We start from the raw sequence: 24,292 nt of genomic DNA, 5'->3' as shown, positions 1-24,292 counted from the left end.
AGCGCACGGCGCTCGCCGCGGCCAGGGCCCGACCCGGCCCTCGGTCGTCGCCAGGCGCGGCGCGGCGGCGACGCGCGAGGTGAGTCACAGAAGATGAGGAATCCCTCGGTTTTGGGGTAAGGTTGAGGAAACCCTCATGTTTCAGGAGATCGCATGACGCAGCTCGACGTGCCCGCCCCCGACGTCGCGGTCGACCCCGCGGCGGGTGCGGCGGCGCAGGCAGGCCGGCCCCACCACCGCGACGTCCTCGCGCAGCGACGGGCGGACCGCACGGCGCGCGTCGAGCCTCGCGGTCGCCGTCAGCACACCGCCCGCGAGCGGGCGCACCTCCTCGTCGACGAGGGCACGTTCGTCGAGATCTCGCCGTTGCGCACGGCGGGTCCCTCCAGCGGCAGTGGCGTCGTCATCGGCTGGGGCCTCGTCGGCGGACGTCCGGTGGTCGTGGCCAGCCACGACGCCGCCGTCGCCTCGGGCGCGATCGGCGCCGTGTTCGCCGAGACCGTCCAGCGGGCGCAGCGCATCGCCATCGACCGCGGCCACCCGATCGTCTACATCAACGACTCCGGGGGAGCGCGGATCCACGACGGCATCCACGCCCTCCACGGGTGCGGCGGCATCTTCGCGAACAACGTGGAGGCCAGCCGGAAGATCCCGCAGATCTCGCTCATCCTCGGCCCCTGCGCAGGTGCCGCCGCGTACTCGCCGGCGCTGACCGACTGGACGATCATGGTCAAGGAGCAGGGACAGATGTTCCTCACCGGCCCCGAGATCGTCCGCGCGGCCACCGGTGAGGACGCGACCGCCGACGAGATCGGCGGCTCGGGCATGCACACCCGCACGAGCGGCGTCGCCCACCTCGAGGTCGACGACGAGCAGGCCGCGCTCGACGCCGCCCGCGGCATCCTCTCCTTCCTGCCCTCGCACGTCGGCGGCGCGCCGGCGCTCGTCGACCCCGTGCCCGCCCGCGCCGAGGCGGTCGCCCGGTTGCCGCACGTCGTGCCCGACAAGTCGAGCATCGTCTTCGACATGCACGAGGTGCTCGACGGTGTCCTCGACGACCGCCCCCGCCTCGAGCTCAGCCCCGGCCATGCCCCGAGCGTGCTGACGGTGCTCGCCCACCTCGACGGCCGTCCGGTGGGCATCGTCGCCAACCAGCCGAAGGCGCGTGGCGGCATCCTCGACGCCAAGGCATCGGTGAAGGCCTCGCGGTTCGTCGACTTCTGCGCCCGCTACGGACTGCCCGTGCTGACCTTCGTCGACGTGCCCGGCTTCCTGCCCGGCACGGTCGAGGAGGGGCGCGGCGTCATCACGCAGGGCGCGACCATGCTGCGCGCGTACGTCGAGGCGCAGTCGCCCGTGCTCACTGTCGTGGTCCGCAAGGCGTACGGCGGCGCGTACATCGCCATGGGCTCGCGCTCCCTGGGCGCCGACTTCACCTGGGCGTGGTCGGGCTCGGAGATCGCCGTCATGGGCCCGGGTGGCGCCGTCGCGCTGCTGCACCGCCGCGCGCTGAAGGACGCCGAGGACCCCGACGCCCTGCGCGACGAGCTCGCCGCCGAGTACCGCGAGAACGTCGCCCGGCCCTACCTCGCCGCCGAGGCGGGCATCCTCGACGACGTGATCGTCCCGGAGGAGACGCGCGACCGCATGGTGCAGGCGCTCGGCGTCCTCGCCCCGCGCGTCGAGGGGGGCCGCGCATGAGCGCCACGACCACCGCGACGGCGAGCGCCGACATCGTCTCCAACGTCTGGAAGCTCGTCACCGAGATCGGCGCGCAGGTGCGCCAGGGCGACGTCCTCGCCGTGCTCGAGTCGATGAAGATGGAGCTGCCCGTGCACGCGCCGGCCACTGGCACCGTGGCGGAGGTGCTCGTCACCGAGGGGCAGATCGTCCAGGAGGGCGACCCCCTCGTCGTCATCGCCACCGCGGACGAGGGGCCGGCTCCCGTCTGAGAGCATGCTCGGGTGACCGAGCCGACCACGCCCCTCGTCCACGACCTGCCGATGCGCTGGGCCGACCTCGACCAGCTGGGCCACGTCAACAACGTCACCTACGTCGACTACGCCGCCGAGGCGCGGGCGGTGCACGTGGCCGACGGCGACCTGCAGGACCGGCGGGCGCGCACCGTGTCGGTGGAGTACCTGCGGCCCCTGCTGCTGAGCAGCACCCCCGTGCGCGTGACGTCGACCGACGACGGCGAGCGCCTGGTGCAGGAGATCGCGCCGGCCACGGCGACGACCCCGTTCGCCCGGGCGACCTGGCACGACGAGCCGCTGCCCGACCTCGGCCTCGGTGCCTCGGGGGAGACCTACGACCTGCGCGTGCGGCAGAGCGACCTGGGCCCCGACGGCGACGCGACGGTCGAGGCGCTCTTCGAGTTCGCCCAGGAGGCGCGCATCGTCTCGGTCGTCCGCGTGGCCGGCACCGCGGGGAGCGGTCGGTACGTGGTCGCGAGGGTCGACGTGCAGCGCGGCGGCCCCTTCACCTGGGGTGCCGCCACCACGCGGGCACGCAGCGTCGTCACGCGCGTCGGACGCTCGTCGTTCACCGTCACCACGCTCTTCGACGACGGGCGCCAGGGTCGTGCCGACGCGGTGCTCGTCGGCTTCGACCTCGAGACCCAGACGTCGCGCGTGCTCGGCGCCGAGGAGCGGGCCGTGCTGGAGGCGCAGCTCAGCTGACGGGCGCGTCGTCGGCGGTGTTCACCATGAACGTCGCCGCGTGCTGCACGTAGGCCCAGAACTGCGCGTCCTGCTCGGGCGTGAGGTCGACCGCGTCGAGGCCGGCGCGGAAGTGGTGCAGCCAGCGGTCGCGGGCGGCCATCGTGACGGCGAACGGCGCGTGGCGCATGCGCAGGCGCGGGTGGCCGCGCGTCTCGCTGTACGTCGTCGGGCCTCCCCAGTACTGCTCGAGGAACAGGGTGAACCGCTCGGCCGCCGGGGCGAGGTCCTCCTCCGGGTACATGGGGCGCAGCAGGGCGTCGGTGGCCACCCCGGCGTAGAAGACGGCGACGATCCGCTCGATGGTCGCGCGGCCGCCGATCTCCTCGTAGAACGTGGTGCTCACGGCGCGGGCCTCTCGAACGGGATGGCGCTCGACGGGATGCGGATGCCGGCCTTGTCGAAGCGACGCTTGACGCGCTGGCGCAGCGTGCGGGCCACGAGCCATTGCTGCAGCGGGGCGGTCTTCAGGACGACGCGCACGACGACGCCGTCCTTGTCGAAGCGCTCCACACCCCACACCTCGGGCTCCTCGATGATGACGCCGGCGAAGCGGTCCTCGCGGTACATCGACTCGGCCTCCTCGGCGAGGATCGACTGCACCTCGTCGAGGTCGGAGTCGTAGTCGACGGTGACGTCGAGGACGGTGCGCGCCCAGTTCTGGCTCTGGTTGCCGACCCGGAGGATCTCGCCGTTGCGGACGTACCAGACGGTGCCGTTGACGTCGCGCAGGCGGGTGACGCGCAGGCCGACGGCCTCGACCGTGCCGCTCGCCTCGCCCAGGTCGACGGAGTCGCCGACGCCGTACTGGTCCTCGAGGATCATCGAGACGCCCGCGAGGTAGTCCTTGACGAGGGTCTGGGCGCCGAAGCCGAGTGCGACGCCGAGGATGCCGGCGCTGGTGAGCAGCGGCGCGATCGGCACGCCGACGACGCCGAGCACCATCACGAACGCGACGCCGGCGATGACGAGGCCGACGATCGAGCTCAGCAGGTCGCCCATGGCCTGGGCACGCTGCTTGCGCCGCTCGCCGGAGCCGGGGCGCAGGTCCGACAGGAGGGCACCGGCGCGGCTGTTGGCGAGCGCGTCCGGCACCTGCCCCTCGCCGGCTCGCTTGACGACCCGACGGATCGCGCGGCGGGTGACCCAGCGGACCACCATCGCCACGAGGAGGATCACGAGGATCTGGGTCCCGCTCTCCATCAGCCGGTCGCCGGTCCAGGCCGACGGCAGGTTCACGTCGAGGCTCAGCATGGTCACCAGCCTACGGGCGGGGCCAGGGACGATACGATGGCCCCATGAAGGCTCCCGCGCGCATCCTCGCCGTCGTCGTCTCCACGCTCGTGGTGCTCGGCACGACCTCTGCCACGGCCTGGGCCGACTCGCCGGCCTCCGAGGCCTGGCCCGCCCCGCCGGAGCGCAGCACGCTCGAGTGGATCCTCCTCGTCGGCGGCGGCACCGTGGGTCTCTTCGTCGTCGTCGCCCTCTTCGGCCTGCTCACGGCGCGCAACAACTACGTGCCCCCGCCGCCGTCCACCGACCTCGAGGTCGCGCCCGGCAACGAGGCTGCGCACCACCACTGACCGACCCTCACCTCGGCCGGCTCGTCCTCGGCGGGCCGGCCGAGGTGCGTCGTGGGGCGGGAGATTCCCAGGTGGACCTGGGAATCTTCGCTAGGCGCGAGAATCTCTGGCCAGGCACGGGAATCTCAGCCAGGCACGGAAAGGTACCCGTGCTTCCCTGAGATTCCCGTGCTCGGTGGAGATTCCCAGGTCGACCTGGGAATCTCCACCCTCAAGGAGCTCAGCTGGCGGCGCGGGCGCGGAGGGCGCGGGCGAGGTCGTCGCGCCCCTCGGACACGTAGCGCTTGGCGGCGGCCGGGGCGTCGGTGGAGCCGAGCCAGGCGTCGACCGCGTCGAGGGTGGCCTGGGTCGGGTTGGCCAGCGGGAAGAGGTAGACGAGCGCGACCTGGCCGATCCAGACGCCCTTGTCCTCGATCACCGTGTCGGCCATCTCGAGGTAGCGCTGGACGAACGGCTCGAGCACGTCGGCCTGGCCCGACACCTGGAACGCCGAGGCGGTCTGGCGGCGGGTCTCGTTGGGCGTCGACGTGTCGACGACCGCCGCCTGCCACGCGGCCTCCTTGGCCTCCGACGAGGGGCGGACGGCGCGGGCCGCGGCGGCCCGCTCGCGGCCGGAGATGGTCTGGTCGCGCTCGAGCTCGGCCGCGATCTCGGCCTCGTCGGCCGCACCGAGACGCGCCAGCGCGGTCACGAGCGTCCACCGCAGGTCGGTGTCGACGTCGAGACCCGGCAGGCCGTCCTCGAGCAGGCCACGCAGCGGCTCGGGCGACGTGGCCGCCGACGCGTAGCCGCGGACGAACGCCAGCTGGTGGTCGCTGCCCGGCTCGGCGGCCTCGGCGAGGGCCCGGACCCCGGCCTCCCAGCGCTCGGCGAGCTCGGGCCGCTTCTCGTCGGACGTGTACAGGTTCACCGCGGACTGGCCCTGGCGCAGCAGCGACGAGACGGCCGTCAGGTCGCTCTCGGAGCCGATGCCCGCGAGCACCAGCGACACGAAGTCCGTCGACGACAGCTCGGCGTCACGCGTCATGTCCCAGGCCGACCCCCAGCAGAGGGCGCGCGGCAGCGACTCCTCGAACGCCATGTCGTGCTCGACCAGCGACGCGAACGACTGCTCGTCGAGCCGGATCTTGGCGTAGGTGAGGTCGTCGTCGTTGAGCAGCACGAGCGCCGGGCGCCGCAGGCCGACCAGCTCGGGGACCTCGGTGCGCTCGCCGCGGACGTCGGTCTCGACCCGCTCGGTGCGCACGAGGCGACCGTCGACGACGTCGTAGAGGCCGATCGCGATGCGGTGGCGACGCAGCGTCGGGTACGCCTCGATCGCGGTCTGCTCGACGGCGAAGGACGTGAACGTGCCGTCGTCGCCGACCTCGGCGTCGGCGCGGAGCGTGTTGACGCCGGACGTCTGCAGCCACTCCTCGGCCCACGACGCCAGCTCGCGGCCCGAGGCCGCCTCCAGCTCGGTCAGGAGGTCCTGCAGCGTGGTGTTGCCGTACGCGTGCTTGGTGAAGTAGGCCCGCAGCCCGGCGAAGAAGTCCTCGACACCCACCCAGGCGACGAGCTGCTTGAGGCTCGACGCGCCCTTGGCGTAGGTGATGCCGTCGAAGTTCGCCTCGACGGCGTGCAGGTCGTAGTTGTCGGCCGCGATGGGGTGCGTGGAGGGCAGCTGGTCCTGGCGGTAGGCCCAGTTCTTGCGGTTGTTCGTGAAGCCCGTCCACGCGTCGGTGAAGCGCGTGGCCTCGACCGAGGAGTGGTGCGCCGCGAACTCCGCGAACGACTCGTTCAGCCACAGGTCGTCCCACCACTTCATGGTCACGAGGTCGCCGAACCACATGTGCGCCATCTCGTGCAGGATCGTGTTCGCGCGCTGCTCGTAGGCGGCCACCGTCTGGCGGCTGCGGAAGATCATCTCGTCGCGGAAGGTCACGCAGCCGGCGTTCTCCATCGCGCCCATGTTGTACTCCGGCACGAACAGCTGGTCGTACTTCACGAAGGGGTACGCCATCTGGAACGCGTTCTCGAAGAACGCGAAGCCCTGCTTGGTGACGAGGAGGATGTCGTCGGCGTCGAGGTGCTCGACGAGCGACTGACGGCACCAGACGCCCAGCGGGATGTCGCCGTACTCGCCGGAGTAGACGTCGGTGACGCCGTGGTACTCCCCGGCCACGAGGGCGGTGATGTAGGTGGACATGGTCTTCGTGGTCTCGAAGACGCGCGTGCTGACGCCGCCGTCGCCGTCGACCGTCTCCGCGACCGGGGCGTTGGACACGACGGCCCAGTGGCTCGGCGCGGTCACGCGGAAGTCGAAGGTGGCCTTGAGGTCGGGCTGCTCGAAGGTGGTGAACACACGGCGTGCGTCGGGCACCTCGAACTGGGTGTACAGGTAGACGCGCTCGTCGGCGGGGTCGACGAAGCGGTGCAGCCCCTCGCCGGAGTGGGAGTAGGCGCAGGTGGCCTCGACGCGCAGCTCGTTCTCGGCCTGCAGGTCGGGCAGCGGGATGCGGCTGTCGGCGTAGGTGGCGGGGTCGAGCGAGGTGCCGTTGAGGGTGATCGACGCAATCTCGCCGCCGACGAGGTCGGCGAACGTGGAGGAGCCGGGCACGGCGCCGAACCGCACGGTGGTGACCGACCCGAACCTCTCCGTGCCCTGGGTCAGGTCGAGCTCGACGACGTAGTGGTCGGTCGAGACGACGCTGGCGCGCTCGGTGGCTTCTTCACGGGTCAGGTTCGTTCCGGGCATGGCGCCCACTCTATGCACCGACGGTCGGGCGTGACGCGCCGAATCCCCTCGGGTGCTCAGGCGCGGGTGCCCTCGAAGTACGTGAGTGCGCCGGCGCGGTCGAGCCGCACGTCGACGAGGCCGGCCGCGACGAGCCAGGAGCGCATCTCGGTGCTCCGCACGGGAGGACCGAGCACGCCGAGAGCCCGCCCGATCCGGTGCCCCGGGAGGTACAGCAGGCCGGCGTCGACGCAGAAGGCGCTCCCGACGAGTCGTCCACCGGACCGCAGCACCCGCGCCAGCTCGTGCACCGCGGCCTCGGGGTCGGGGAAGCAGTGCAGGCTCGTGAACGTGAGCACGAGGTCGTAGGTCTCGTCGGCGTCGGCGAGCTGCTCCACGTCGGCCACGCGGGTCTCGACGTCGGCCGCGACGCCGAGCCGCTCGGCCTCGCCCCGCGTGCGCTCGAGCATGGCGGGCGAGATGTCGGCAGCCACGTAGTGCAGGGCGTGGTCCACCGGCAGGTCGCGCAGCACGACCCCGCCCCCGCAGGGCAGGTCCAGCACCGTGCCGCCCGCGGGCACGGCGGCGAGCTCGCGACGCGCCCGACGGTGCAGCTCCTCGACGCTCGAGCCCATGCCGACCCGCCACAGCAGCGCCCCGAGGTGCGGGTCGCCGCTGATCCGGTCGTAGACCGCGGCCCACGGGTGGTCGCGCTGCCACGTGCCGCTCGAGTCGCGCCTGCCGTCGCTCATGGTGGGACGATACGACCTCGGGCCCGGACCTGCGGCAGGATGGACGCCGTGGACCTTCCCTTCGCGCGCTCCGAGCGCTCGTCCGTCGGGATCGAGTGGGAGCTCGCCCTCGTCGACGCCGACTCGGGCGACCTGCGCCAGGTCGCCCAGACCGTGCTCGACGCCGTCGCCCCCGCCGGCGGGGGCGAGCACCCCCTGATCCGGCAGGAGCTGCTGCTCAACACCGTCGAGGTGGTCTCGCGCGTGCGGCGCACGGTCGCGGAGGCAGGCGCCGACCTGCAGGAGGCCATCGACGAGATCCGCACGGTCACCGACCCGCTGCGCGTCGAGCTGATGAGCGCCGGCACCCACCCGTTCGCGCGGTGGGACAACCAGAAGGTCACCGACAAGGAGCGGTACGCGACGCTCATCGACCGCACGCAGTGGTGGGGCCGGCAGATGCTCATCTACGGCGTGCACGTGCACGTCGGCATCGAGGACCGCGCGAAGGTGCTGCCCATCAGCAACGCGATGCTCGCCTACTACGGCCACCTGCAGGTGCTGAGCGCGTCGTCGCCGTTCTGGGGCGGTGAGGCCACGGGCTACGCGTCGAACCGCGCGCTGATGTTCCAGCAGCTGCCGACGGCGGGTCTGCCGTTCCACTTCCAGGAGTGGTCCGAGCTCGAGCAGTACGTCGACGACCTCACCACCACGGGCGTCATCGACGTGTTCGACGAGATCCGCTGGGACCTGCGCCCGTCGCCGAAGTTCGGCACGCTGGAGGTGCGGGTGTGCGACGGCATCCCGACCATGAGCGAGCTGCTGAGCATCTCGGCGCTCACCCACTGCCTCGTGGAGCACTTCTCGAGCGAGCTCGACGCAGGTCGCGACCTGCCCGACCTGCCGCCGTGGTTCGCGCAGGAGAACAAGTGGCGCTCGGCGCGCTACGGCATGGACTCCTGGCTGATCCTCGACCAGCACGCGCGCGAGGACCTCGTGACCGCCGACCTCTCCCGCCTCCTCCTCACCCTGGAGCCGGTCGCCGAGCGGCTCGGGTGCAGCGAAGAGCTCGCCGGCGTCGCCGACATCGTGCGCACCGGGCCGTCGTACCGACGTCAGCGTCGGGTCGCCGAGGCCCACGACGGACGTCTCGACGCCGTCGTCGCCTCGCTCGTCGCGGAGATGCGCGCCGGTCACCCCGTGCCGGTCAGCGCTCCCTGAGCCGCCGACGCGGTGGCGTAGCGGTCGACCACGAGGTCGACGAGCCGGGGGTCGGCCGGGTCGGCGTCGAGCAGGGGACGGCTCACGACGTCGACGTCGCAGCGCGCCACGCGGTCGTGGAAGAACCCCGGGGCCATGAGCAGCGACGAGACCACGACCCGACGGTCGGCGTTCTGCGCCCGGACGTCGGCGACCACGTCGTCGAGCGGACGACCGGTGCCGCCGACGTAGCCGAGCGGCACGACCTGGCCGATGGCGACGCTCAGGTCGCGGGCCACCTGCTCGAAGCAGGCCTGTGCGACCGGGTCGCTCGAGCCGGCCGACGCCATGACGACGACGTCGGCGTCCTGCGTGCCGGCCTCGAGCAGCCGGCGCACCAGGGCGCCCACGAGCCGGTCGTCGGGACCGAGGGTCGGGGCGGCCACGCAGCCGGGCGCCGACGCGGCGCGGGCGACGTCGACCCGCACGTGGAACCCCGGGGCGAGCAGCAGCGGCACCACGACGGCGGGACCGGCGAGCCCGGCCACCACGTCGTCGGGCGTCGGCGACTGCACGTCGACGTACGCGTCACGCACGTCGACGTCGGGCAGCCGGCGACGCACCGCCTCGACGAGGCCGAGCACCGCCCGCCGACCTGCGGGGCTCGACGTGCCGTGGCTGGTCGCGACGAGCGCGGGACGGGTGGGGTGCGGGTTCATGGGTGCTCCTGCACGGCGAGGCGGTAGCCCCGCTTGACGACGGTGAGGACGGCGGACCGGCCGATCGCCTCGCGCAGGCGCGCGACGGCCATCTCGGCGGTGTGGGGGTCGGTCGACTCCCCGGGCAGGACGGCGAGCAGCTGCTCGCGGCTGCACACGGTGCCGGGCCGCTCGGCGAGCAGCCGCAGCACGGCGAGCCCGCTCGGGGAGACCGGGAGCGGCTGGTGGTCGAGCGTGGCCGTGGTGGCGTGCAGCCGAAGCTGGCCGTCGGGCAGCGCGATCGCGGCGGCGTCCTCGCCGAGGTGCACGATCAGCTCCCGCACAAGGGCCCCGAGGCGGTACCGCTCCGGCACGAGGGGCTCGAAGCCGCGGGAGACGAGCGGCTCGGCGGTCACCGGGCCGACGGCGGCGAGGGTCAGCCGGCCCGCCGCGACCAGGGCGCGCAGCGCGTCGAGACCGTCGTGCCGTTCGACGACCTCGAGCCACGCCGATGCGCCGGGCGCCGAGGTGAACACGACCGCGTCGTAGCCGCCCGCGGTCGCCGCGACCACCGAGCGCTCGACGGCCTCGGGGTCCGGCGGAGGGCCCCAGCGGTAGACGACGAGGGTCGTCGTGACCGCCCCGCCCCCCTGCAGCGCCTTCTCGATGCCGTCGTCGCCCGCGCCGTGGTGCTGCACCGCCACGTGCAGGCCGTCGACGCCCTCCGTCAGGAGCAGCTGCACGATCTCGGCCGACGTCTCGGACTCCGCCACCCAGTCGGGCACGAGACCCGCCGCCTGGAGCGCACCGCGCGCCTTGGGCCCGCGGGCCACGATCCGGGTCTGCGCGAGGGCCTCGACGAGGTCGTGGCCAAGGCCCGACGCCTCCGCGGTGTCCAACCAGCCGCGGAACCCGATGCCCGTGGTCACCACGAGCACGTCGGGCGGGTCGGCGACGAGCTCGCGGGTCGCGGCCAGCAGACCGGCCTCGTCGAGGTGGGACTCCACGCCGAGCGCCGACGCGGTCGTCACCTCGGCGCCGCGCCGCTGCAGGGCGCCGGACAGCTCGTCGGCTCGCCGTTGGGCGGTCACCAGCACGGTGGTGCCGGACAGGACGGGACGCAGGACGTTCACGATCACCCAGTCTGCGGGACGCCGACGTGCACCACACCGTCGACGACGTCGACGGTGTAGGTGTCGAGGGCCACGTCGGGGTCGTCGAGGCAGCGTCCGGTGCGCAGGTCGAAGGCCTGCTTGTGCAGCGGCGAGACGACGATCGCGACGTCGCCGCGCGAGCCCACCAGGCCGCGCGCGATGACGTTCGCCCCGGTGAACGGGTCGCGGTGGGACACCGCGCGGACCTCGCCGGTGTCGGCGAGCCGGAACAGCGCCACCTGCCGGCCGTCGACGAGCGCGGCGGCGCCGCGGTCGGGGTGCAGGTCGTCGAGCCGGCACACGGGCACGAGCGTCGGGGACGCGTGGGGCGCGTCGAGGAACGTGGTCACAGGGGTCCTCCGGCGGTGCGGACGGGCAGGGTGGGTCCACCGATCACGACGCCACGCTCCTCGGCCGTGGCGGGGCGCTTCTGGCCACGCTCGGGCACGTAGGCGAGGTCGGGGTCGGCGACGTCGGGGGCGTTGACGAACGACGCGAACTTGCGCAGCTTCTCGGGGTCCTCGAGGGTGGCCGCCCACTCGTCGCGGTAGCCGCCCACGTGCGCGTCCATCGCGGCGTCGAGGTCGGCGGCGATGCCGAGCGAGTCGTCGAGCACGACGGCGCGGATCGCGTCGATGCCGCCCTCGACCGACTCCACCCACGGTGCCGTGCGCTGCAGCCGGTCGGCGGTGCGCACGTAGTACATGAGGAAGCGGTCGATCGCGCGGACGAGCTGCTCGGTCGTCAGGTCCTCGGCGAACAGCTGGGCGTGCCGCGGCGTGAACCCGCCGTTGCCGCCGACGTACATGTTCCAACCGTGGTCGGTGGCGATGACGCCGACGTCCTTGCCGCGCGCCTCGGCGCACTCGCGGGCGCAGCCGGAGACGCCGAGCTTGATCTTGTGCGGCGAGCGCAGGCCGCGGTAGCGCAGCTCGAGCGCGATGGCCAGGCCCACCGAGTCCTGCACGCCGAAGCGGCACCACGTCGACCCGACGCACGACTTCACGGTGCGCAGCGACTTGCCGTACGCGTGGCCCGACTCGAACCCGGCGTCGACGAGCCGCGACCAGATGGCGGGCAGCTGCTCGATGCGCGCGCCGAACAGGTCGATGCGCTGGCCGCCGGTGATCTTCGTGTAGAGCCCGAAGTCCTTGGCGACCTCGCCGATGACGATGAGCCCCTCGGGCGTCACCTCGCCGCCGGGGATGCGCGGCACGACCGAGTACGTGCCGTCCTTCTGCATGTTGGCCATGACGTGGTCGTTGGTGTCCTGCAGGGCCGCGCGCTCGCCGTCGAGCACGTGCTCCTGGTACAGCGACGCGAGGATCGACGCGGCCACCGGGCGGCACACGTCGCACCCGCGCCCGCGCCCGTGGGTCGTGAGCAGCTCGCTGAACGTGCGGATGCCGCTGACACGCACGACGTCGAAGAGCTGGGCGCGGCTCAGCGAGAAGTGCTCGCACAGGTCGTTCCCGACCTCGATGCCCGCCTCGGCGAGCTGGGCCTGGAGCAGCTGCTTGACCATCGGCACGCACGAGCCGCAGCTCGTGCCGGCCCGACCGGGTCTGGGGGCTGGTCGGGCCGGGCTACACGATGGCGGAGGTGGTGGCCGACGAGCGGACGCAGGCTGCCGTACGCGGACGCGTCGCCCACGAGCACGCCACCCAGGAGGGTCGAGGCGTCGTCGCTGAGGACGAGCTTCTTGTACAGGCCCTGCACGGGGTCGGCGTAGACGACCTCGAGGCTGTCGGGCGTCGTCCCGAAGGCGTCGCCGAAGCTGGCGACGTCGACCCCGAGCAGCTTGAGCTTCGTCGACAGGTCGGCGTCGGCGAACGTGGCCTCGCCGCCGAGCAGACGGTCGGCCACCACCTCCGCCATCGTGTAGCCCGGCCCGACCAGCCCCCAGACCCGGTCGGACACGCAGGCGACCTCGCCGACGGCGTAGACGGCGGGGTCGCTCGTGCGGCACCCCTCGTCGGCGAGCACCCCGCCGCGCGGGTGCACCGCCAGCCCGGCGCCGCGGGCGAGCTCGTCGCGCGGACGGACACCCGTGGCGAACACGACGACGTCGACGTCGAGCGGGTCGCCGGACGCGAACTCCATCCGCTCCACCCGGCCGGCGTCGTCGGCGACCACGCGCGACGTCGCGGTCGACGTCCGGACCGCCACGCCGAGGCCCTCGACCAGCCGGCGCAGCGCCTCGCCGCCGCCTGCGTCGACCTGGACCGGCATGAGCCGGTCGGCGAACTCGACCACGGTGGTCTCGGTGCCGAGCGCGGTGAGGGCGCCGGCGGCCTCCAGGCCCAGGAGCCCGCCGCCGACGACCGCGCCGCGGACGGGGCGGCCCAGCGCGGCCTCGCGCTCGGACACCCAGGTGCGCAGGGCGTCGAGGTCGTCGACCGTCCGGTAGACGAAGCAGCCGCGCAGGTCGGCGCCCTCCACCGGCGGCACGGCCGCGTACGAGCCGGTGGCCAGGACGAGCGCGTCGTAGCGCCGCTCCTGCCCGCCGACGACGACCGTGCGCGCCGACGCGTCGACCGACTCGACCGCCGTGCCCGTGTGCAGCGTGACCCCAGGGGTGTCCCACAACGACGCGTCGCCGAGCAGCAGCTCCTCGGGTCCGGAGAGGTCGAAGTAGCTGGTCAGCGCCACCCGGTCGTACGGGGCGTGCACCTCCTCGCCGTAGACCTCCACGTCCCACCGCGAGGTCGCGTCGCGCTCCACGAGGGCTTCGACGAGACGACGGGCGACCATGCCGGCTCCGGCCACGACCAGGGTGCTGCGTTCCATGTCGACGACGCTAGGCAGCCCGTGTGTCGGGTCCCGACGCCGCCGGTTACCGGGCTGCAACACCTCGCTCACGCACCGCAGCCGCCTGCTGTGAGGTCGCCGGGACGGCCGGGTCGACCTCCTGCAGCCAGTCGACGAGGCCGCACACGAGGGTGCGGCAGCCGCCGCATCCCGTGGTCGCGCGCGTGCTCGCGACCACCTCCTCGACCGTGCAGCAGCCGCCGTCCCAGGCGGCGACGACGTCGGCCTTCGTGACCCCGTTGCAGCGGCACACGGTCGTGCTCGACGGCATGGTCGTGGGCGAGCCCGGCTGGTCCTCGGGTGCGCCGACGAGGAGCTGGAGCGGGTCGGGCGGGACGATGCCCGGACGGTCGAGCTGCACGGCGAGCCGCGCGGCCAGCTCCGGCGAGCCGACGCACGTCATCCCGACGAGCGTGCCCTGCCGGACGACGACCTCGACGTAGCGCCGGGCGCCCGCGTCGTCGAGGGCCAGCACCCGGTCGTCCTCGTGCGCCGTCGACGCGCGCATTCCCGCCGTGACCACGTCGAGCCCGACGGCCTTGAGCCGCAGGGTCGCGCCCTGGACCGGCAGCGCCGGGACGGGTCGGTCGCGCACGAGTCGCGCGGCGAGCGCGTCGGCCTGCGCCCACCCCGGGGCGACCAGGCCGCTCACGCCGTCGGGCGTCTCGGCGCAGTCGCCGATCGCGCTGACGCTCGGGTCGCTCGTGCGCAGGTCGGCGTCGACGACGATCCCGTGGCGCACGGTGAGCCCGGCCTCGACGGCCAGCTCGGTGCGCGGGACCGACCCGGTCGCGAGCACGAGGAGGTCGGTCGGCACGCGGGTCCCGTCGCCGAGGACCACCGCGTCGACGTGGCCCTGCGCGACGTCGACCGCCCGCACGCCGGCCTGCGGCACGACCGCGACGTCGAGGTCGCGCAGGGTGCGGGTCGCGACGGCCGACACGCGCGGGTCGAGGTCGCGGTCGAGCACGCCGTCGCGGGAGGCGAGGACGGTCACGTCCAGGCCGCGCCGACGCAGCCCGCACGCGACCTCGACGCCGATCGCGCCCGCCCCGACCACGCACGCCCGACGCGCGTTGAGCGCGCCCGCGACGACGCCGCGCGCGTCGTCGACCGTCCGCAGCACGTGCGCCCCACCGACGAGCCGGCCGCCACCGGCGTCCAGCCCGGCGAGCGGCAGCACGCGCGCCCGCGCCCCCAGCGCCAGCACGAGGTGGTCCCACGGCTCGTCCGACCCGTCGTCGAGCAGGACCCGACGGGCGGCGACGTCGAGCTCGACCGCCCGCACGCCGCGCCGGACCCGCGCGCCGGACGCCTCGGGCAGCGTGAGCGACGCGAGGTCGGTGCGACCGGCGACCAGCTCCGACAGCAGGACGCGGTTGTACGGCTCGTAGGACTCCTCGCCCAGCAGCACCACGTCGGCCGCGGGGTCGAGCCGCAGCGCCTCCTCGACGAACCGGTGGCCGACCATCCCGGCCCCCACGACGACGATCCTCACGACTCGACCTCCTGCAGCACGCGGGCGGCGGACGGCCCGGCGTCGTCGGCGACCCGCTCGACGCGGACCGCGCACACCTTGAACTCGGGCATGCCGGACACGGGGTCGGTCGCGTCGTTCGTGAGCGCGTTGACCAGGCTGTCCCCGGCGAAGTGGAACGGGACGAACACGGTGTCGGGCCGCACGTCGCGGGTGATGCGGGCGGGCGCGACCATCGAGCCGCGGGCCGACGTGACGCGCACGAGCTCGGCCCCGTCGAGGCCGAGCCGCGCGGCGAGGCTCGGGTGCAGCTCGACGTGCGGTCCGCCGGCGGCGTCGCAGAGGGCCGGGACGCGACGGGTCTGGGCCCCCGACTGGTAGTGCGCGAGGAGCCGGCCGGTCACGAGGTGCAGTGGCGCCTCGGCGTGGACGTCGTCGTCGGGTCCGACCGGTCGCACCGGCACCATCCGGGCCCGGCCCGACGGCGTCGCGAAGCGGTCGGTGAACAGCCGCGGGGTGCCCGGGTGGTCCGGGTCGGGGCACGGCCAGTGCAGCGCCTCGCCCGTGTCGAGCCGGGCGTGACTGAGTCCTGCGTAGTCGGCACGTCCGCCCGCGCTCGCCCGCGCGAGCTCGTCGAAGACCAACGACGCGTCGGTGGACCACGTGCCGGGGGCGTCCAGGCGCCGGGCCAGCTCGGACCAGATCCACAGCTCGTCGCGCACGTGCGCCGGCGGGTCGACGTGGCGACGGCGGCGCAGCACCCGACCCTCGAGGCTGGTCATCGTGCCCTCCTCCTCGGCCCACTGCGTGACGGGGAGGACGTAGTCGGCGAGCAGGGCGGTCTCCGACGGGACGACGTCGCAGACCACCAGCAGGTCGAGCGACGCGAGCCGGTCGCGCACGCCGCCCGCGCGCGGCGCGCTGACCACGACGTTGCTGCCGTGCACGAACAGACCGCGGGGTCCGCTCTCGGTGCCGAGCGACGAGAGCAGCTGCACCGCGGGGACCCCGGACCGGGGGAGGAGCTCAGGGTCGACGCCCCACACGGCGGCGACGTGCGCGCGGTCGGCGGGGTCCTCGATCGAGCGGTACCCCGGGAGCTGGTCCGCTTTCTGCCCGTGCTCGCGTCCGCCTTGGCCGTTGCCCTGGCCGGTGAGCGCGCCGTACCCGCCGCGGTGCGCGCCCGGCAGGCCGAGCGCGAGTGCGAGGGAGATCGCCGCGCTGACCGTGTCGGTGCCGTCGACGTGCTGCTCGGCGCCACGGCCGGTGAGCACGTACGCGCCCCGGCCGCCGCGGTGCGGCGACGCGTCGGCGAGCCGGTGCGCCACGCTGCGCAGCTGGCCCGCCGGCACGCCCGTGACCGTCTCGACCCGCTCGGGCCACCAGGCCGCGACCGAGCGGCGCACGTCCTCGACGCCGTCGACGCGCTCGTCCAGGTAGGTGACGTCGGCGAGCCCGTCGCCCAGCACCACGTGCAGGAGGCCGAGCAGCAGGACGAGGTCGGTGCCCGGCAGGGGCTGCAGGTGCGTGCCTGCGCCGTCGTCGCAGAGCCGTGCCGTGGCCGAGCGCCGAGGGTCGACGACGACGAGGCCGCCCCGCGCGCGTGGTCCTGCGAGGTGCTGCACCGACGGCGGCATCGTGTCGGCCAGGTTGCTGCCCAGCAGCAGCACCGCGTCGGCGTCGTCGAGGTCGGTGAGCGGGAACGGCAGACCCCGGTCGACGCCGAGGCTGCGGTTGGCGGCCGCCGCGGCCGACGCCATGCAGAACCGCCCGTTGTAGTCGACGAGGCGGGTGCGCAGCGCGAGCCGAGCGAACTTGCCGAGCTGGTACGCCTTCTCGTTGGTGAGCCCGCCACCGCCGAACACCGCCACCGCGTCGGGTGGAGCCGCGGGACTTCCCCACGAACCGCGGGGGGCTCTGCCAGAAGGGGTGGACGTCGGCCGGCCTGCTGCGCGCACTGCAGCGCGCAGTAGGGGCAGTGGGAGTCGGTCGTCGGGACCTGCGCGACCTGGTCGTGGGGCACGGGCATCTCAGACCCGGGCGCGGGACATCGCCGACCCGGGCCGCAGGTACACCGCCCAGGTGACCAGCAGGCACACCACGTAGAACACGGCGAACACGGCGAACGCGCTGCGCACCGCGGCGACCGGGTCGTTGATCCACGGGGCGCCGAACGTCATGGGGATGAGGAACCCGCCGATCGCGCCGATGGCACCGACGATGCCGAGCACGGCCGACGCCTCACGGGTGGCCTGGACGAGCGCCGCGCCCCGCTCGGGCGACCCCTCGGGGCCGGCCGCCTCGGCGCGCACCTTCCAGATGATCGGGATCATGCGGTACGTCGAGCCGTTGCCCATGCCCGACGCGGCGAAGACGAACAGGAAGGCGGCGAGGAAGAACCAGAAGACCTGCTCGTTCGACTCGACGGCGCTGCGGACGGCGTCGGGGTAGGTGAACGTCGCGGGGTCGACGGTCGTCGGGTCGACCTTCGGGACGGGCGTCAGCCGGGTCAACGTGACCAGCACGGCGAGCGTGCCGATCGTCATGAGGGCGAACGACGCCACCGTCACCCGCGCACCGCCGAAGCGGTCGGCCAGCCAGCCGCCGAACGGCCGCGTGATCGAGCCGACCAGCGCCCCGAGGAACGCGAAGGACGCGACGTTGATGCCGATGCCGACCACGTCGGGCGTGGGCTGGTTGAAGAAGTTGATCTTGATGAGCAGCGGCATGGCGGCGGAGAAGCCGATGAACGAGCCGAACGTGCCGATGTAGAGGAACGCCATGATCCACGTGTGCCGGTAGCGGACGACGCGCAGCTGCTCGCGCGGCCGCGACGAGGCGACCGCGAGGTTGTTCATGAAGAAGAAGGCGCCCGCCGCAGCGACCAGGGCCAGGCCGCCCCACACGTAGGCGGCGCGCTCGAGGTGGATCGAGCCGCTCGCCGCCACCAGGCCGAAGAGCCCGGCGCCTCCGACGATCACCGGCAGGAACAGCTGCACCAGCGAGACGCCCAGGTTGCCGCCGGCGGCGTTGAGGCCGAGCGCCGTGCCCTTGCGGCTAGCCGGGTAGAAGAAGTTGATGCTCGCCATCGACGACGCGAAGTTGCCGCCGCCGACGCCCGCCGTGGCCGCGATGACGATGAACACCCAGTAGGGCGTGTCCGGTCGTTGCACGAAGAACGCGAAGAGGGCGGTCGGCACGAGGAGCAGCAGGGCGCTGACGACGGTCCAGTTGCGTGCGCCGAAGCGGGGCACGGCGAACGTGTAGGGGAGCCGGATGAGCGAGCCGACGAGGTTCGGTGCCGCGACGAGCCAGAACAGCTGCTGGGGCGTGAACGCGAAGCCGGCCGAGGCGAGGAAGGTGGCGGTGACGCTCCACAGCAGCCAGACGGAGAACCCGAGGTGCTCGGCGAAGATCGACCACGCCAGGTTGCGGCGGGCGACGCGCTTGCCGGTCGACTCCCAGAACGCGGTGTCCTCGGGGTCCCAGTGGTCGATCCAGCGGCCGGTGCGCCGTCGGGGCGGGGCGGTCGCGTCGGCGTCGGGCGCCGTCGCGGGGGGACGCGGGGTGTCGATCTCGATCGTCATGGACTGCCTCGCTCGGTTCCTGCGCGGGCCGCTGGTCGGCCCGTGGTCGTCGCCGACGTTAGGGACGGCGTGTTTCGCGTCGTGCGCTTCTCGTGTCAGGTCGGGGTAACACCGTCCGCACGCTGCGGTGGGGACGACTGTGAGATCGGTGAGCCGGAGGTCGCGGGGAATGGTGACGCGTCGCCCGTGGTTGAGGCGTGCATGACTGAGTCGCAGACCGTCGAGACCGTCGACTTCTGGTTCGATCCGCTGTGCCCCTGGGCCTGGATGACGTCCCGCTGGATGCTCGAGGTGGAGCAGGTGCGCGACGTGCACACCGTCTTCCACGTCATGAGCCTCTCGGTGCTCAACGAGGACAAGGACGTCCCCGAGGAGTACAAGGAGATGATCCAGCGCGGGTGGGGGCCGGTGCGCCTGGCCATCGCGATCGAGCAGCAGCACGGGCAGGAGAAGCTGCGCGAGTTCTACACGGCCATCGGCACGGCGCGTCACCCCGGCGGTCGCGACTTCACCCACGACCTCTACGTCGAGGTGCTGGAGCAGATCGGTCTGCCGACGGAGCTGGCCGCCGCGGCCGACGACACGTCGTTGGACGACGCGGTGCGCGCCTCGCACCAGGACGGCATCGAGCGGGTGGGCCAGGAGGTCGGCACGCCGGTCATCTCGGTCGGTGGCACGGCGTTCTTCGGTCCGGTGCTGTCGCCGGCTCCGAAGGGTGAGGACGCCGGTCGCGTGTTCGACGGCGCGCGGCTGCTCGCGGGATACGACGGCTTCTACGAGCTGAAGCGCACCCGCGACCGCGACCCGATTTTTGACTGAACCTGAGCGAGCGCAGCGAGCGAACGGTTCAGTCAGGTCGAGTGGTGCACCGGCGAAGCCGGTCTCGCTGTATCGAGACCTGGTGGGTGTCCAGACCCCCGCAGGTCCAGGGCGTAGCCGCGACGGACGAGTAGTCCACCGGCGAAGCCGGTCCCGCTGTATCGAGACCTGGTGGGCGTCCAAGCCCACGCAGGTCCAGGGGCGTAGCCCCGACGGCCGCTCTGGGCGGGCCCCCACCCCACCTACGATGACGCCATGACGCTGCACCCGCAGGCCCGCGCCTACCTCGACGCGCTCGGCACCGACGACACGCCGCTCGACGTGGAGCTGGTCCGCACGATGCGGTCGGTGTCGCGCGAGGCGGCGCTGGCGGAGCCGGTGCGGACCGAGGTCGACCACGTGGCCGACGTCGACGCCGACGGCGTGCCGTGTCGTCTGTACCGGCCGGCGGCGGGCGCACCGGTGGCGCTGTACGTGCACGGTGGCGGGTGGGTGCTCCACGACCTCGAGACGCACGACTCGTTCTGCCGGTACCTGGCCGACACGACGGGGTGGGCCCTGCTGGCCGTCGACTACCGGCTCGCCCCGGAGCATCCCTACCCGGCGCCGCTCGACGACGTGGAGCGGGCGGCGCGGTGGCTGCGCGCGCACGGCGACTCGCTCGACGTCGACACCGCCTGGGTCGCCGGCATCGGCGACTCCGCTGGCGCCAACCTCGTGGCGGGGCTGTGCGTGCGCGACCCGCGCCTGCTCGACCACCAGGTGCTGCTGTACCCGGTCACCGACCGTCGCGCCCCGCTCGACCCGGCCCTCGAGAACGCCGCGCTCGACCTCGCGTCGATGACGTGGATGTGGGACGCCTACGCGGCCGACGACGTCGCCGACCGGCCCGACGTCAGCGTGGCCCGGGCGACGAACCTCGCCGACCACCCGCCGGCCGTCGTGGTCACGTGCGAGCACGACGTGCTGCGCGACCAGGGCGAGGCGTACGCGGCGGCGCTCGCCGACGCCGGCGTTCCCGTGATGGCCGTCCGCGCTCTCGGCATGATCCACTCGTTCTGGCGCCAGCCGGAGGTCTTCGACGCGGCGCGGAGCACGGTCGCCGCCGTCGGCGCGTGGCTCGACGCCGCCCGCGCGTCGTCCCGCACGCCCTGACGGGCGGACGACGGCCCCGGCCCCGGTTCTGGGACACTGACGGCATGCGCGTGCACCTGGGAACCGACCATGCCGGACTCGAGCTGAAGGACCGTCTCGCCGCCTGGCTGACCGACCACGGGTACGAGCCCGTCGACCACGGCGCCTACGAGTACGACGCGGAGGACGACTACCCGCCGTTCTGCGTGGCGGCCGCGCAGGCCGTCGCCGACGAGCCCGGGTCGCTGGGCGTCGTCATCGGCGGCTCCGGCAACGGCGAGCAGATGGCCGCGAACAAGGTGCGCGGCATCCGCGCCGCGCTCGCGTGGAGCGTCGAGACGGCGCGGCTCGCCCGTGAGCACAACGACGCGCAGGTGGTGTCCGTGGGCGGTCGCATGCATACGTTCGAGGAGGCCGTGGAGATCATCGAGACCTTCCTGACGACGCCCTTCAGCGGCGCGGAGCGTCACCAGCGTCGGATCGACCTGCTCGGCACGTACGAGACCACCGGCGGCTTCGGGTGACCCACGGGTCCCTCCCGACCTCTCGACCCGCAGGGCGCCACGGTGCCTGAGGGTCACACCATCCACCGGCTCGCCCAGCGCGTCGACGACGCGTTCGCCGGCGACCGGGTCACCTCCAGCAGCCCGCAGGGTCGCTTCGAGGAGGGTGCCGCACGCATCGACGGGCTGACGCTCGTCTCGGCCGACGCGTGGGGCAAGCACCTGCTGGTCCGGTTCGACGGCCTGGCCGAGCAGGTGCACGTGCACCTCGGGCTCTTCGGCAAGTTCCGCGTCCGCAAGCACCCGGAGGGCGAGGTCCCCGAGGTCACCGGGCAGGTGCGCTGGCGGCTCGTCGGACCGGCGGAGTGGCCCACGCGGACGGGCGACCTGAGGGGGCCGACGGCCTGCACGCTGCTGCTGCCCGACGAGGTCGACACGCTGCTGTCGCGGCTCGGGCCCGACCCCCTGCGCGACGACGCCGACCCGGGCCGCGCGTGGGCGCGCATCCACCGCTCGCGGGCACCGATCGCCACCCTGCTCATGGACCAGTCGGTGGTCGCGGGGATCGGCAACGTGTACCGGGCGGAGGTGTTGTTCCGTGGCGGCATCGACCCGTTCCTGCCGGGCCGGGAGCTGCCCGAGCCGTTCTGGGACGCGATGTGGGCCGACCTGATCGCCCTGATGCGCGAGGGCGTGCGCAAGGGTCGCATTGACACCGTGCACGTCGAGCACGGTCCCGACGTCATGGGTCGCGCGCCGCGTCGCGACGACCACGGCGGGGAGGTCTACGTGTACCGACGTGACGGTCGCGCCTGCTACGTCTGCGGCGACACGGTCCGCAAGCAGGAGCTCGCGGCCCGCAACCTGTTCTGGTGCCCGACGTGCCAGCGCGCGGGTACGCTCGGCCGGTGAGGTCACGTGTGAGCCATGCGCGGATGCGCCTGAGCCGGTACGTGGACGACCGCGTCGTCCGCTGGCAGACGGGCACCCGCGAGGGACAGGTCGCCGTCCTCGCCGTGCTGCTGGTCGCCTGCCTCGGGATCTTCGCGCTGTCGATCACCAACTACGCGGTGTTCCCGGCGCTCACGTTCGTCATCCCGCTGCTGATCGGCAGCATCACCCTGCGGTTCCAGCCGTTGCTGGTGCTCGTCGGCGTCATCGTCGTGCTGGTGACGATCACCGTCTCGCTGGAGTACGTGCGCGAGGGGATCACGGTCAGCCGGGTCAGCTCCCTCGTCATGATGGCGACGGTCGCCGCGATCCAGCTCTGGGAGGCGCGGCGTCGGCGCAGCGGACTCCCCGGACCGCTGGGCGAGGCCATGCTCGTCGACCTGCGCGACCGGCTCCACGCGCAGGGCAAGGTGCCCCCGCTGCCGAGCGGGTGGTACTCGGAGTCGGCCATGCTCACCGCCGGTGGTGTGCACTTCTCCGGCGACTTCATGGTCGCGAACCTGTCGGCCGACGAGGTCGAGCTCGAGATGATCCTCGTCGACGTCTGCGGCAAGGGCGTCGCGGCGGGCACGCAGTCGCTGCAGCTCGCGGGTGCACTGGGCGGACTGATCGGCGCCCTGCCGCCGCAGGCCCTGTTCGCGGCCGCCAACGACTTCCTGCTGCGGCAGCAGTGGGAGGAGGGCTTCGCGACGGCGGTGCACGTCTCGATCGACCTGCGCACCGGCTCCTACGGGATCATCAGCGCCGGTCACCCGCCCGTCCTGCACTGGCGCCCGTCGACGGGGGAGTGGGCGATCGACGAGGCGCGCGGCACGGCCCTCGGCATCATGCGTCACCCGCTCTTCACCCAGACGCACGGACGCCTGGAGCCGGGCGAGACGCTGCTCTTCTACACCGACGGCGTCGTCGAGTCGCGCGACCAGGGCGTCGAGGAGGGCGTCGCGTGGCTGCGCACGGCGGCGACGCGTGCCCTCCGCGCAGGCGTCGAGGGTGCTGCGGGTCGGATCCTCGGCCGGGTCCGCGCGAAGGACGACGACCGCGCCGTCCTGCTCGTCGCACGCCAGGACTGACCGAGCCCCGCCCCGGCCCCGGGTCGACGCGGTGTGGCATCATGGACCCGCTTCGGCCCCGAGAGCGGACGTAGCTCAATTGGTTAGAGTCTCTGCCTTCCAAGCAGAATGTTGCGAGTTCGAGTCTCGTCGTCCGCTCTCGGGGCCGAATCACGTCTCCACCCGCCCCGTCGCGGCGTCGTCCCTTTCGACCAGCGAAACGTTCCGCTGGTCGAGTAGCAGGGACGAGCTTGCGAGGTCCCTGCGTATCGAGACCATCCGGCAACAGGTCAGCGCGAGCCGGCCCCCAGCGACCGCTTCGAGTGGTCTCGACCTCCGCCTGCTCCTTCGGCCCCCGCAAGCGGGAGGTGCCCCCAGCGGCGTCGACTACTCGACCAGCGGAGGGTTCCGCTGGTCGAGTAGCGGCGACGGCGAGCGCCAGCGAGCTCGTCGGTGCGATGGAGCCGTCGCAATGAGGGCGTAGCCGCGACGGAGCGAGACCACCCGGCAACGGCCCAGCGCAAATCAGCCGAAATCCCCGTATCCACAGTGGTCTTCCGGGCTGGAGGGGGGTGTCGGAGGGGGTCTCTAGGTTGGAGACATGAACCCCACCGACACCCTCCTCGCAGACGCGGCAGTCGCGTCGGCGCGGGTGTGGGCTGGTGAGGCGGAGCAGGCTCGGGCGGTGCTGCGGTTCGTGGAGACCCGCCGCACCGACGCCCTCGCCCAAGGGTTGAGCGCTCGTCAGGTCGAGGACGCCCGTCAGGTCGCGATCCTGGAAGTCGCCGTCGAGCTCCACGTCGCCACCGCTCTGATCTCGAACCTGGTCTCGGCCACCCGCACCCTCGTCATGGACCTGCCGACCGTGTGGGCCGCTCACGTGCGGGGTGAGGTCGACCGTGCCAAGGCCCGCGAGATCGCCTCCACCGCCTGGAAGCTCCACCAACCCGAGAACATCACCCGGCTGGACGAGACCGTCCTCGCCTACGCCACCACCCACACCCTGGGTCAGTTGAAGGGGTGGCTGCGCCGGTTCCTGGTCCGGGTCGAGCCCGACCGTGCGATCGAGCGCCGCAAGGCCGCCCAGCAGGACCGCACCGTGACCATCACCGCCCTGGATGACGGGATGAGCCTGCTGCAGGCCCTCATCCCCACGGCT

General features: G+C 73.1%; 23 protein-coding genes and 1 tRNA gene. 12 read left to right on the top strand and 12 right to left on the bottom strand.

Features of this window, described 5'->3' with window-relative positions:
• Nucleotides 1-153: 153 nt before the first annotated feature.
• From A6Q81_RS05480 to A6Q81_RS05470, 3 genes are read left to right on the top strand one after another with little or no spacing between them, the layout of a single operon-like run.
• Nucleotides 154-1,701, top strand: a complete 1,548-nt coding sequence (locus A6Q81_RS05480) for an acyl-CoA carboxylase subunit beta (RefSeq protein ID WP_083516249.1) — start codon at nucleotides 154-156, stop codon at nucleotides 1,699-1,701.
• Nucleotides 1,698-1,952 (top strand): biotin/lipoyl-binding carrier protein, encoded by a 255-nt coding sequence (locus tag A6Q81_RS05475; protein ID WP_067855139.1) that lies wholly within the window; start codon nucleotides 1,698-1,700, stop codon nucleotides 1,950-1,952. Before A6Q81_RS05480 ends, A6Q81_RS05475 begins: the two co-directional genes overlap by 4 nt.
• Nucleotides 1,953-1,964: 12 nt before the next feature.
• Nucleotides 1,965-2,681 (top strand): hotdog family protein, encoded by a 717-nt coding sequence (locus A6Q81_RS05470; RefSeq protein WP_286689783.1) that lies wholly within the window; start codon nucleotides 1,965-1,967, stop codon nucleotides 2,679-2,681.
• On the opposite strand, the gene A6Q81_RS05465 is transcribed toward A6Q81_RS05470, so the two are convergent.
• Both A6Q81_RS05465 and A6Q81_RS05460 read right to left on the bottom strand, forming a co-directional pair.
• Nucleotides 2,674-3,066 carry a globin gene (locus A6Q81_RS05465; protein WP_067855145.1) on the bottom strand — a complete coding sequence of 131 codons (393 nt, stop codon included), beginning with the start codon at nucleotides 3,064-3,066 and terminating at the stop codon, nucleotides 2,674-2,676. The two genes, A6Q81_RS05470 and A6Q81_RS05465, sit on opposite strands and share 8 nt — an antisense overlap.
• Entirely contained in the window at nucleotides 3,063-3,974 is a 912-nt protein-coding gene (locus A6Q81_RS05460; protein WP_067855148.1) for a mechanosensitive ion channel family protein, read from the bottom strand. The genes A6Q81_RS05465 and A6Q81_RS05460 overlap by 4 nt, the downstream gene beginning before the upstream one ends.
• A 44-nt stretch (nucleotides 3,975-4,018) precedes the next feature.
• Between A6Q81_RS05460 and A6Q81_RS05455 the strand changes: the two genes are divergently transcribed.
• On the top strand, nucleotides 4,019-4,303 hold the full coding sequence (locus A6Q81_RS05455) for a hypothetical protein (protein WP_067855150.1): 285 nt from the start codon (nucleotides 4,019-4,021) through the stop codon (nucleotides 4,301-4,303).
• A 220-nt stretch (nucleotides 4,304-4,523) separates the two neighbouring features.
• Here A6Q81_RS05455 and pepN read toward each other — a convergent pair whose 3' ends face one another.
• Nucleotides 4,524-7,040 (bottom strand): aminopeptidase N, encoded by a 2,517-nt coding sequence (pepN, locus tag A6Q81_RS05450; RefSeq protein ID WP_286689782.1) that lies wholly within the window; start codon nucleotides 7,038-7,040, stop codon nucleotides 4,524-4,526.
• Between the two features lie 56 nt (nucleotides 7,041-7,096).
• Nucleotides 7,097-7,771, bottom strand: coding sequence for a class I SAM-dependent methyltransferase (locus A6Q81_RS05445; RefSeq protein ID WP_286689781.1), 675 nt, complete (start codon nucleotides 7,769-7,771; stop codon nucleotides 7,097-7,099).
• A 48-nt stretch (nucleotides 7,772-7,819) separates the two neighbouring features.
• Here A6Q81_RS05445 and A6Q81_RS05440 point away from each other — a divergent pair, with 48 nt between their 5' ends.
• Nucleotides 7,820-8,971, top strand: coding sequence for a glutamate--cysteine ligase (locus A6Q81_RS05440; protein ID WP_286689780.1), 1,152 nt, complete (start codon nucleotides 7,820-7,822; stop codon nucleotides 8,969-8,971).
• On the opposite strand, the gene A6Q81_RS05435 is transcribed toward A6Q81_RS05440, so the two are convergent.
• From A6Q81_RS05435 to A6Q81_RS05400, 8 genes are all read right to left on the bottom strand, one after another.
• Nucleotides 8,944-9,669: a sirohydrochlorin chelatase gene (locus A6Q81_RS05435; RefSeq protein ID WP_286689779.1), complete on the bottom strand. Its 726-nt coding sequence runs from the start codon at nucleotides 9,667-9,669 to the stop codon at nucleotides 8,944-8,946. The two genes, A6Q81_RS05440 and A6Q81_RS05435, sit on opposite strands and share 28 nt — an antisense overlap.
• Nucleotides 9,666-10,781: a uroporphyrinogen-III synthase gene (locus A6Q81_RS05430; RefSeq protein ID WP_286689778.1), complete on the bottom strand. Its 1,116-nt coding sequence runs from the start codon at nucleotides 10,779-10,781 to the stop codon at nucleotides 9,666-9,668. Before A6Q81_RS05430 ends, A6Q81_RS05435 begins: the two co-directional genes overlap by 4 nt.
• Nucleotides 10,782-10,783: 2 nt before the next feature.
• Nucleotides 10,784-11,152: a nitrite reductase small subunit NirD gene (gene nirD, locus A6Q81_RS05425; RefSeq protein WP_067855161.1), complete on the bottom strand. Its 369-nt coding sequence runs from the start codon at nucleotides 11,150-11,152 to the stop codon at nucleotides 10,784-10,786.
• On the bottom strand, nucleotides 11,149-12,327 hold the full coding sequence (locus tag A6Q81_RS05420) for a ferredoxin-like domain-containing protein (protein WP_286689777.1): 1,179 nt from the start codon (nucleotides 12,325-12,327) through the stop codon (nucleotides 11,149-11,151). The genes nirD and A6Q81_RS05420 overlap by 4 nt, the downstream gene beginning before the upstream one ends.
• A complete protein-coding gene (locus A6Q81_RS05415) occupies nucleotides 12,246-13,592 on the bottom strand; it encodes an NAD(P)/FAD-dependent oxidoreductase (protein WP_286689776.1) in 1,347 nt (448 codons plus the stop codon). The genes A6Q81_RS05420 and A6Q81_RS05415 overlap by 82 nt, the downstream gene beginning before the upstream one ends.
• A gap of 46 nt (nucleotides 13,593-13,638) precedes the next feature.
• The gene (locus tag A6Q81_RS05410; RefSeq protein ID WP_286689775.1) at nucleotides 13,639-15,111 is read right to left on the bottom strand and encodes an FAD-dependent oxidoreductase; all 1,473 of its coding nucleotides are present in this window, start codon (nucleotides 15,109-15,111) and stop codon (nucleotides 13,639-13,641) included.
• Complete coding sequence (locus tag A6Q81_RS05405) at nucleotides 15,108-16,961, bottom strand: molybdopterin oxidoreductase family protein (RefSeq protein ID WP_286689774.1); 1,854 nt, start codon at nucleotides 16,959-16,961, stop codon at nucleotides 15,108-15,110. Before A6Q81_RS05405 ends, A6Q81_RS05410 begins: the two co-directional genes overlap by 4 nt.
• Before the next feature lie 159 nt (nucleotides 16,962-17,120).
• Entirely contained in the window at nucleotides 17,121-18,677 is a 1,557-nt protein-coding gene (locus A6Q81_RS05400; protein WP_286689773.1) for an MFS transporter, read from the bottom strand.
• 201 nt (nucleotides 18,678-18,878) lie between these two features.
• Between A6Q81_RS05400 and A6Q81_RS05395 the strand changes: the two genes are divergently transcribed.
• The 7 genes from A6Q81_RS05395 to A6Q81_RS05365 all read left to right on the top strand — a co-directional run.
• On the top strand, nucleotides 18,879-19,496 hold the full coding sequence (locus A6Q81_RS05395) for a mycothiol-dependent nitroreductase Rv2466c family protein (protein WP_067855170.1): 618 nt from the start codon (nucleotides 18,879-18,881) through the stop codon (nucleotides 19,494-19,496).
• Between the two features lie 255 nt (nucleotides 19,497-19,751).
• Nucleotides 19,752-20,651 carry an alpha/beta hydrolase gene (locus A6Q81_RS05390; protein WP_067855173.1) on the top strand — a complete coding sequence of 300 codons (900 nt, stop codon included), beginning with the start codon at nucleotides 19,752-19,754 and terminating at the stop codon, nucleotides 20,649-20,651.
• Nucleotides 20,652-20,695: 44 nt separating this feature from the next.
• On the top strand, nucleotides 20,696-21,154 hold the full coding sequence (locus tag A6Q81_RS05385; RefSeq protein WP_253024392.1) for a ribose-5-phosphate isomerase: 459 nt from the start codon (nucleotides 20,696-20,698) through the stop codon (nucleotides 21,152-21,154).
• Nucleotides 21,155-21,196: 42 nt separating this feature from the next.
• Nucleotides 21,197-22,045 (top strand): Fpg/Nei family DNA glycosylase, encoded by an 849-nt coding sequence (locus A6Q81_RS05380; protein ID WP_286689772.1) that lies wholly within the window; start codon nucleotides 21,197-21,199, stop codon nucleotides 22,043-22,045.
• Complete coding sequence (locus A6Q81_RS05375; protein WP_144433660.1) at nucleotides 22,042-23,154, top strand: PP2C family protein-serine/threonine phosphatase; 1,113 nt, start codon at nucleotides 22,042-22,044, stop codon at nucleotides 23,152-23,154. The genes A6Q81_RS05380 and A6Q81_RS05375 overlap by 4 nt, the downstream gene beginning before the upstream one ends.
• Before the next feature lie 64 nt (nucleotides 23,155-23,218).
• Nucleotides 23,219-23,292: transfer RNA gene (locus tag A6Q81_RS05370), tRNA-Gly, on the top strand.
• Nucleotides 23,293-23,734: 442 nt separating this feature from the next.
• The coding region (locus A6Q81_RS05365; protein ID WP_286689771.1) for a DUF222 domain-containing protein at nucleotides 23,735-24,292 on the top strand (558 nt) is incomplete at its 3' end.

The organism is Aeromicrobium sp. REDSEA-S38_B2 (assembly GCF_001628525.1).
GTDB lineage: Bacteria > Actinomycetota > Actinomycetes > Propionibacteriales > Nocardioidaceae > Aeromicrobium > Aeromicrobium erythreum.
This window is presented reverse-complemented; position numbering and strand designations above follow the sequence as displayed.